Genomic DNA, 8,291 nt, shown 5'->3' on the forward strand with positions numbered 1-8,291 from the left:
AGCCCCACGGGGGACCGGGCGCGAACCTAGGCTCCGCTGCAGTTCTGGAACCGGGAGGCGGCCGCCGTGGGGTTGTACGGAGACCCGGATGCGCTCGACGCGCTGGCGGCGGAGCTCGCGCAGCGGGCCCGGGACGTGCGTGCAGCCGGCGCCGAGCACCGGCGCGAGGCCGAGCGCACCCGCTGGGTGTCCGACGCAGCCGCGGCGTACCGCCGGCAGGTGGCTCGCGACTGCGCCGACGTCGATGCCGCCACCGACGCCATGGAGCAGGCCGCGGAGGCGTTGCGCCGGCACGCCGACGCGCTGCGCGAGCGGCTGGCGGAGATCGCCCGCGCCGAGCGGGCGGTCCGGGCCTGGCTCTCCGAGCGGGCCGCCCGAGGAGTCGAGCTGTTCGAGGACGTCGGCGGCGTGCTGGGCCACCTGCCCGAGGCGGGCGCCGACGCCTGGCGCCAGGCGTCGGGCCGGCTGAGCCGACTGGGCATGTGGTGAGCGCCGGGCCGCGGCGGCTGACCCTCACCGCCGCCGAATGGTCGGTGGTCGCGGCCGGCCGGCTGACGCACCCACCGCCGGCGTTCGCCCCGGTCCCGCTGAGCCCTGCCGGCCGGGACGTCGCGATCTCCGCGCTGGTCGAGGCCGGGATCGTGGTGACGCAGGGCGGGGGAGCGGTCGAGCCGGTGCCGCCCGTGGCAGCCGACCTGGCCACGCTGGACCGCCCGCTGCTGACGATCCGGCTCCAGGTCACCGGCCGTACCGGTGCCCGTCAGGGGTGGTTCGCCCTTGGCCGGGACGTGGTCGTCGGGCTGCTCACCCTGGCGGACGGCGGCGTGGAGCTGTCGCTCGCGCCGGCCGTGCGGCTGGGCGTCGAGCTGGCGCGGGCCGTGCCCGACGCGGCGGAGGTGACCGGGCCCTGGCCGGCAGGGGAGGAGCCGGGCGACGGCGTCCCGGTCGCCGGTCGCCTCCCGCTGGCCCTGCTGGAGGACGCGCCGTCGCCCGGTGCGACCGCGGAGGAACGGGCGCTGGCGCAGGAACTGGAGCGGCGGACGGCCGGCTCGCTGAGCTGCCTGGTCGTCGGTCGGGCGGGTTCGGCCGTCGGCGCCGGCGAGCTCTCCTGGCTGGCGACCGACGCGGGCTGGGTGGGCCTCCGGCCGCGACCGGACGGGGGGCCGCGCCGGATGGTCGATCTGGTGCGGGTGGAGCCGGGAGACATCGGCGCCTGGATGGCACCGGTCGTGGGCGCGCTCCTGGAGAGTCCCCGTGAGCAGTCCTGAGATCCGGGTCAGCGGTGGCGCAGGGGGCCTGGAGGCCGATCTCGCCGATCTCGCCGTCCTGGGGCGCAGCAGCCTCGATCTGGCCGAGATGCTCGCCGGCACCGGCGGAACCTGCTCCGGAGTGCTCACCGACCCGGATCTGCTCGCATCGGCCGTACTCGATCCGGTCGGCGTCGTCCGGTTCGAGGCTGCGCTGCTCGAGTCTCTCCACGGTCCGCGGGGTCTGACCGCCCTGGCCGTGCACTTCACGGCACGGGCGGCGGCGCTGCAGGCGGCCGCCGCGGCGTACGAGGCGGCGGACGCCGCCCTCGCCGAGCTGGCCGACGACCTGCACTGGGCGGCGGGCTACTTCCCCGCAGCCACCCTGGCCGGGCTGGTCACACTGGGGGTGGGGCAGTTCCTGGTCGACCCGGCCGGCACGGTCGCCGAGACCGACGCGCTGATCGACGATCCGGAGCGCTGGCTCACCGAGCACCCCGGCCTGGTCGACCACGCGGTGGGCATGGCGCCGGGTCTGGCCTCGCGGGTGAACGCCATGACCGGTGGCCTGTTCTCCCCGTGGCTCGGTGGGAGCGACGTCCGGGCTGCCGCGCGCCGGCTCGGCCGGCTGTGGCCCGACGGCCGGCCCGTCGTCACTCCGCTGCCGGACGACCAGCGCGGACCGGTGACGAAACCACCCAGGAACGTCAGCGACCTCCTGGTGGCCCTCGATCTCCGCGCCGTCCGCTCCAGTGCCGAGGAGGACCAGATCAGCGTCCGGGTGCTCTTCCGCGCCGACGGGAGCAGGGCCTACATCGTGGACATCCCCGGGACGAGGAGCTGGTCGCCGCCCGGTGCGTCGGTCAACCCGTCGGCCCATGACCTCGGCACGAACGTCCGGGTGCTGGGCGGTGACAGCACCACACGGCAGGCGGCCGTCGCCGAGGCGTTGCGACGGGCGGGCGCCGGGTCGAGCGATCCGGTGATGCTGGTCGGTCACAGCCAGGGCGGGATGGTGGCCGCCCAGGCCGCGCACGACGCCGGGACGGTCGACTTCCCGTACGACGTGCGGAACGTCCTCACGGTGGGGTCACCGATCGGCCGGGCGGACGTTCCCTCGTCGGTCCAGGTGCTCGCGCTGGAGAACGCCCACGACGTCGTCCCGTACCTCGAGGGACGGGCCAACGACGACGACCGGAACGTCACCACCGTGACGTTCGGGACCCAGTACGGCTCCGTCGACGAGAATCACGGCATCGGCAGCGCGTACCTGGGGGCGGCCCGGATCATCGACCGCAGCGACGACCCGTCGATCGCCGCGTACCGGGCCAGTGCCGCCCCGTTCTTCGCCGGTCCCGGTGAGGGTGCGGAGGTGGTCGCGCACGTCTACTCGATCGGCAGGAGATGACCCGGTGCGCCCGACCCGCTCCGTCACTCGAGGTGGGGCGGTCGCTGCCCTCGCGCCGCTCGTCCTGGCCACGATGGCCGCCTGCTCCGGTGGCCGGTCCACCACCGGAGCAGGCATCGAGGAGCGACTCACCGGCCGCGGGGACGTCGCGAGCGCGGACCTGAGCTACCGGGACGACATCCCCGGGGACCCGCCGTCGGGCCTCTCGCGGTCGATCGACCTCGACGAGGGGGACGAGCGCAAGGTGCTGGAGGAGCAGCACGGCCCGCACCCCGACTAGGCGCGCGACGGCCTGCGGAAAAGCCGCTGGTGGGGCGGGTGGGGCTCGAACCCACGACCCAGGGATTATGAGTCCCATGCTCTGACCGGCTGAGCTACCGCCCCGCTGCGGACAGCCTGCCAGATGCCGCGGCCGCGCCGTCGCCGCGCCGTGGTGCGCATGGGGCGGACCAGCAAGATCCGTTATCACCCTGTGACATTTTGGCTCCGCGCTTGTAGCCTTCCTCGCGGTCCACCCGATCCCGCCCCCGAACCCGGGGGCTCGGGCGGACCCCGCCGAGCTGCCCGTCCTGATGGCCGGGTGGACCGGGGACCCACGTTCTCTGGGGTGAATCCCGTCTGCGCTCCCGCAGGCAGACGGGTAGGGCCACGTTCCGGCCCGAACCCGTCAGCTGACCTGGTAGGCGGACCGAGGAACGGAGACCGTCGCCTTGGCGACTCTGCACCACCTGCGTCACCTGCCCCTACCCACGCGCCGCGGGGCGAATCCACGCCGGACTGGACGGCACGTGGCGGCACTCACCGTTCTGCTGGCCGTGTCCTTCCTCGGTGCCTGGCCGGCGGTCGCCGCGCCCAGCACCGCCGCCGAGGCGCAGTCCGAGCACGACCGTATGGCCGCGGAGGTCGCCGGCATCGAGCAGCGCGTCCGTGACGCCGAGGCCCGTCTCGAGCAGATGACGCTCCGGGCCGAGGAGGCCAGCGGCGCCGCGCTGGCCGCACAGGTGGCTCTCGTCACCGCCCAGCAGCACGCCGACGCCGTCGCCGCCGAACTCGCCGCGGTCCGGGCGGCCGTGGCGAGCACGCAGAAGGACGTCGCGACCCTCGGCCGGGAGGCCTACATGGGCGCCGACGAGACCTTCGGTGAGATGGAGATGGTCCTGCACGCCGACGGGCCCGGCGAGCTGCTCCAGCAGGCCGCCACCCTCGACATCCTCGGCGAGGAGCGGGCGCAGGTCCTGGAGGAGTTCGAGGTCGCCGAGGCGCGGGAGGCCCGGCTGGACCGGGAGGCGAAGGCAGCCGTCGCGGAACGCGACGCGGTCACCCGGGAGGCGGAGGAGGCCCAGGCGGCGGTCGATGCCCTGCTCGCCGGCGCGCAGACCACCTTCGACGCCCTCACCGCGGAGAAGGCAGCCCTGGACGAGCAGCTGCGTGACGCGGAGGTCCGCCTGCTCGAACTGCGCGGGGCCGAGGATGCCGCCGCGGCGTGGGCGGCGCAGAAGGCGGAACAGGAGGCGGCCGAGCAGGCGGTGAGCACCTTGACGGCCACTGGTGGCGGTATCGCGCCCACGCAGGGCCGGGTCACCTCCTGCTACGGCGCCCGGTGGGGGACCATGCACCTCGGGGTGGACATCGCTGCCCCGATCGGCACGCCGGTCTTCACCCCGGAGCCGGGCGTCGTCCTCCAGGCCGGACCGGCCAGCGGCTTCGGGCTCGCCGTCGCCGTCCAGCACCCCGACGGGGCCATCACCGTCTACGGCCACGTGAACCAGTTCTTCGTCCAGGCCGGTCAGGTGGTGACTGCCGGCCAGCAGATCGCCGAGGTCGGCAACCGCGGCCAGTCCACCGGCCCGCACCTGCACTTCGAGGTGCACCACGGCGGTCTGTACGCCGACCGGTCCAACCCGGCGCCGTGGCTGGCCCAGCGCGGCGTCTCGCTCGGCGGCAGCTGCGGCTGATCCCACCCAGCCGTCGCGCCGTCTCGCGCAGGATGGGGGCGTGCGGACGGGGGGAGAGCGCATCGGGTTGCGGGCGGCCGCGCTGGTCGCGGTTCTGCTCGCCGGCGCGGTCCTGGCGCTGACCGTGGACCTGCCGTCGGGAACGCAGGTGCGGACGTGGCTGGACGGGCGCGGCCCGGAGGGCTGGCTGCTCCTGGTGGCCGGGCTGGCCGTGGTGCTGGTGGCGCCGGTTCCGCGGTCGGCCCTCTCGGTGCTGGCCGGGGTGGTCCTCGGCTTCGGCCCGGGGCTCGCCGTGGCGGTCGCCGGCGGTCTGCTGGGCGCCGGCGCGGCGTTCGCGCTCGGCCGCGTGCTCGGCCGCCCGGCCGTCACCCGGATCGCCGGGCCGCGGCTGCAGCGGGCCGACCGGCTGCTCACCGAGCGTGGATTCGTCTCGGTGCTCGTAGGGCGACTGGTCCCGGTCGTGCCGTTCGTCGTCGTCAACTACGCAGCCGGCGTCGGTGGGGTGCGGTTCATGTCCTTCCTGGCCGCCACCACGATCGGGCTGGTGCCCAGCACGGTCGTCCAGGTGGGCATCGGGGCCTCGGCCGGCTTCGTCGTCGCGCGGGCCGGCGCCCTGGTCGCCGTCCCGACCGTCGTCCTCGGATTGCTCGCGCTCGGGGCGGGCGGTGCGTGGTGGTACCGCCGGCGCGCGGGAGCCGGGGGAGCGGCCTAGCGGCGCCCGAACAGCCGGCCCAGCAGCCCGCCGGCGCCGCCGACGGTGCGCGCGGCCAGCTGCAGGATCGGCCCGCCGGGGATGCCGGGCGCCTGCTGCACGATCGGCGCCAGCTGCAGCAGACCGCCGACGTCGTGCACCTTGAGGGCGCGCCGGGCCACGGCCGGCACCGGGTTCACCCGCCCGGAGGCGGCGTCGAGCAGCAGATCGGCCGCCGCCTCCACGGCCGGGCCGTCGACCACCCCCGCCGGGGTGCGCCGCACCTGCCACCCGTCGCCGTCCGCGACGAAGCCCCACCCGCCGTCCGGGGTCACGAGGGTCACCCGGCCACGGGTGCCGGTGGCGGCGGCCAGGGCGCCGGTCACGTCGGTCAGGGCCGCCAGGCCGGACTGCAGCACGGCCGGCGGCGGGGGCTCCGCGCCGCACGAGACCAGGTCCAGCCCGTGGACGGCGAGCTCGTAGGCCTGCCCCAGGACGACGCTCAGCAGGGGCAGGCGCCCGACGACGGAGACGGCCGGTGCCGTGTCGAGCTCCTCGGGCTCCTCGCTCAGGTACCGGGCGGTGGCCGCCCGGTTGCGCCGCAGAGCGTGCAGGACCTCGTCCCGGGAGGCGTCCCGGTGGGCGGTGGTGACCCGGGCGTTGACCGCGTCGGGGTCCGGCGGCGTTCCCGGAGCACCGGCGCGGGCCGACACGATGAGGTCGTGCAGGGCGGCGTGGTCGTCCCAGCACCCCAGGTGCACGCAGATCTCGTGTGCCCGCCAGCCCGGCAGGCGGGAGCTCCGGTCGAGGTCGACCGACTCTGCCCGCTCGAGGAAGGCATCCCACGCGCCGAGCACCATCCCGGCGATCTCGTCCCGGCCCCTGCCGGCCATGCCCCGGTGTCCACCCACGTCCGGCCCCTACCCGGCCTCCCGTCCCGGCAGGCATGGATGCCGCCGGGCGTCCGGTGCCTCCTCACCCCGGGCCCCCGCGCTGCTCGCGGTCACCGCGACCGTGCTGGTCGGCACGCCGGCGATCCTGTGCTGCCCGTGGGAGCCATGATGCGCGACTGGCGCGGCCCGACGCTGTTCCACCTCCGGTCGCCGGCCGCCGCCGCCGTGGTGATCACCGCGACGTGGCTCGACGGCGGGGCGTCCAGCCCGCTGGACGCGTTGATGCTCCTCACGCTTCCCCACCTGGCCGTCGCATACCCGCCGCAGGGCGTCGTCGCCATGGGCAGCGTGATGACGGTGGTCTACCTGTTGTTCCTGGAGATGCCCGCACTGACGTCGCGCGGGGCGTTCTTCGTGGGTGTCATGGCGGTCTTCACCATCGTCTGCGCGATGTCCTCGGCGAACTCCTGGGCCACCTACGACCGGCAGGTAGAGCTGATGCGCACGCAGAAGACGCTCGCCTCCACCGACGCACTCACGGGGATCACCGAACCGGCGGCTGTTCCTCCAGCGGGTAGCCGCCGTGGACGACGCTGCCGTGGGGCGCGCGTCGGTCGTGCACCTGGTGGACCTCGACGGCTTCAAGGCGGTCAACGACGCCGAGGGGCACGCGGCGGGGGACGTGCTTCTCACGGCGGTCGCCGAGGCACTCGGCAGCGCCGTCCGGGAGCCCGACCCCGGTGGCCCGCCTGGGCGGCGACGAGTCCACGGTTCTCGCTGAGGCCACCGCCGGCTTCTCCGCCGGGCTGATGGCGGCGCGGCTCCGCGAGGCCGTCGCCGCCACGGGGGACAGGGCTCGGGGTCACCGCCAGTGTGGGAGTGTCGAGATCGAGCGGGTGACGACGTGGAGGCCTCCTGCACCGCGCCGATGTCGGGATGTACCGCGCGAAAGGCCTCGGTGGGGACCGGGCGGAGCGTGCCGTGCCGCCGCCCATCCCGCCAACTCCACGCCTCGTGCTGCGATAACCACGCTTGGTAACCGGTCGTGGGCGCGATTTGTGCAGGTGGGATGCAGCGGCTCGGCGTGTCCGGCCGCCCGTATGTCACTCTCCGTGATGCCCACCTCGCACCCACGCCGGAGCGGGCGCTGCATGCCGTCCGGTCGGACATCGGTCGAGGTGTCGACCCGGCGAATGACATCAAGCGGGTAGACGCCGTCTTCCCGCCGTGGTATCGGTCGCTGACCAGCAACAAGACCGCGCCCGAGTGGTCAGGAACCACTTTCGCCCCAGGAATCGCACCCGGGCTGGCGCGATGGGGGCACCATCGTGCAGACTTGTCCAGGGAGCCCTGCTCTGTCACTGCCGAACACAGCGCGTCACCGAATCGATGGGTCCGTAGGGGAAGACGAGACCGATCGAGTCGATGGAGGTGCCCCGTGCAGCGACGGTCAACCCAGGGTGTCGTCTTCGTGCACGCGTGCCCGAAGGCGCTCTGCCAGCACGTCGAGTGGGCGCTGGAACGCGTCGTCGGCGCGCCGGTCTCCCTGTCGTGGGCTGAGCAGCCCGCAGCGCACGGTTCCTACCGTGCTGAAGTGGCGTGGACCGGTTCGCCCGGTACCGGCGCCAAGCTGGTTGCTGCGCTGCGCGCGTGGCCGATGCTGCGCTTCGAGGTGACCGAAGAAGCCAGCCACGGCAACGACGGCGAGCGCATGTCCTACGTGCCCGGGCACGGGGTGTTCCGGGCGCCCACCAGCGCCAACGGCGACCTCATCGTCACCGAGCAGCAGCTGCGCCACCTGGCGGCCACGACCACGTCGATCGAGGCGTTCCGGCACGGCGTCGACCAGCTGCTGGGGGCGGCCTGGGACGCCGACCTCGAGGTCTACCGGCACGCCGGTGACGGCAGCCCGGCGACCTGGCTGCACCAGGTGGTCTGAAGAGGGCCCCCGCCGCGCGCGGGCGGGTCACGAAACGAACACGACACTTCCGGCCGGACCCGGAAGGCGTCGTAGCCTGGAACCGGGGGGGGGGGGGGGGGGGGGGGGGGGGGGGGCGCCCCCCCCCCCCCCCCGGACGACGGGGCGGTGGGCGACCC

At 74.8% G+C, this 8,291-nt stretch carries 9 protein-coding genes, 1 tRNA gene and 1 riboswitch; of the genes, 8 read left to right on the forward strand and 2 right to left on the reverse strand.

The window, feature by feature from the left end; translation table 11 throughout:
* Window positions 1-66 precede the first annotated feature (66 nt).
* Genes QOZ86_RS04720 through QOZ86_RS04735 form a run of 4 tightly spaced genes read left to right on the forward strand, consistent with a single transcriptional unit; the run spans window position 67 to window position 2,935 of the window.
* Window positions 67-489: a hypothetical protein gene (locus tag QOZ86_RS04720; RefSeq protein ID WP_284490806.1), complete on the forward strand. Its 423-nt coding sequence runs from the start codon at window positions 67-69 to the stop codon at window positions 487-489.
* Window positions 486-1,268 carry a hypothetical protein gene (locus tag QOZ86_RS04725; protein WP_284490807.1) on the forward strand — a complete coding sequence of 261 codons (783 nt, stop codon included), beginning with the start codon at window positions 486-488 and terminating at the stop codon, window positions 1,266-1,268. The genes QOZ86_RS04720 and QOZ86_RS04725 overlap by 4 nt, the downstream gene beginning before the upstream one ends.
* On the forward strand, window positions 1,255-2,655 hold the full coding sequence (locus tag QOZ86_RS04730; RefSeq protein WP_284490808.1) for an esterase/lipase family protein: 1,401 nt from the start codon (window positions 1,255-1,257) through the stop codon (window positions 2,653-2,655). Before QOZ86_RS04725 ends, QOZ86_RS04730 begins: the two co-directional genes overlap by 14 nt.
* A gap of 4 nt (window positions 2,656-2,659) precedes the next feature.
* Window positions 2,660-2,935, forward strand: coding sequence for a hypothetical protein (locus QOZ86_RS04735; protein ID WP_284490809.1), 276 nt, complete (start codon window positions 2,660-2,662; stop codon window positions 2,933-2,935).
* A gap of 27 nt (window positions 2,936-2,962) precedes the next feature.
* On the opposite strand, the gene QOZ86_RS04740 is transcribed toward QOZ86_RS04735, so the two are convergent.
* A tRNA-Ile gene (locus QOZ86_RS04740) sits at window positions 2,963-3,039 on the reverse strand.
* 167 nt (window positions 3,040-3,206) lie between these two features.
* A riboswitch (cyclic di-AMP (ydaO/yuaA leader) is annotated at window positions 3,207-3,355 on the forward strand.
* An 88-nt stretch (window positions 3,356-3,443) separates the two neighbouring features.
* Between QOZ86_RS04740 and QOZ86_RS04745 the strand changes: the two genes are divergently transcribed.
* Together QOZ86_RS04745 and QOZ86_RS04750 are read left to right on the forward strand one after the other, a co-directional pair.
* Window positions 3,444-4,610: a M23 family metallopeptidase gene (locus QOZ86_RS04745; RefSeq protein WP_284490810.1), complete on the forward strand. Its 1,167-nt coding sequence runs from the start codon at window positions 3,444-3,446 to the stop codon at window positions 4,608-4,610.
* Window positions 4,611-4,650: 40 nt separating this feature from the next.
* Window positions 4,651-5,322 carry a TVP38/TMEM64 family protein gene (locus QOZ86_RS04750; RefSeq protein ID WP_284490811.1) on the forward strand — a complete coding sequence of 224 codons (672 nt, stop codon included), beginning with the start codon at window positions 4,651-4,653 and terminating at the stop codon, window positions 5,320-5,322.
* Here QOZ86_RS04750 and QOZ86_RS04755 read toward each other — a convergent pair.
* On the reverse strand, window positions 5,319-6,194 hold the full coding sequence (locus QOZ86_RS04755; protein WP_284490812.1) for a maleylpyruvate isomerase N-terminal domain-containing protein: 876 nt from the start codon (window positions 6,192-6,194) through the stop codon (window positions 5,319-5,321). The two genes, QOZ86_RS04750 and QOZ86_RS04755, sit on opposite strands and share 4 nt — an antisense overlap.
* A 559-nt stretch (window positions 6,195-6,753) precedes the next feature.
* On the opposite strand from QOZ86_RS04755, the gene QOZ86_RS04760 reads away from it, so the two are divergent.
* Window positions 6,754-6,975, forward strand: coding sequence for a diguanylate cyclase domain-containing protein (locus tag QOZ86_RS04760; protein WP_284490814.1), 222 nt, complete (start codon window positions 6,754-6,756; stop codon window positions 6,973-6,975).
* A gap of 657 nt (window positions 6,976-7,632) precedes the next feature.
* Window positions 7,633-8,133 carry a DUF3145 domain-containing protein gene (locus QOZ86_RS04765; RefSeq protein ID WP_284490813.1) on the forward strand — a complete coding sequence of 167 codons (501 nt, stop codon included), beginning with the start codon at window positions 7,633-7,635 and terminating at the stop codon, window positions 8,131-8,133.
* The last annotated feature ends 158 nt before the right edge of the window (window positions 8,134-8,291 follow it).

Origin of the sequence: Blastococcus capsensis (assembly GCF_030165005.1) — a bacterium.
Taxonomy (GTDB): Bacteria; Actinomycetota; Actinomycetes; order Mycobacteriales; family Geodermatophilaceae; genus Blastococcus; species Blastococcus capsensis.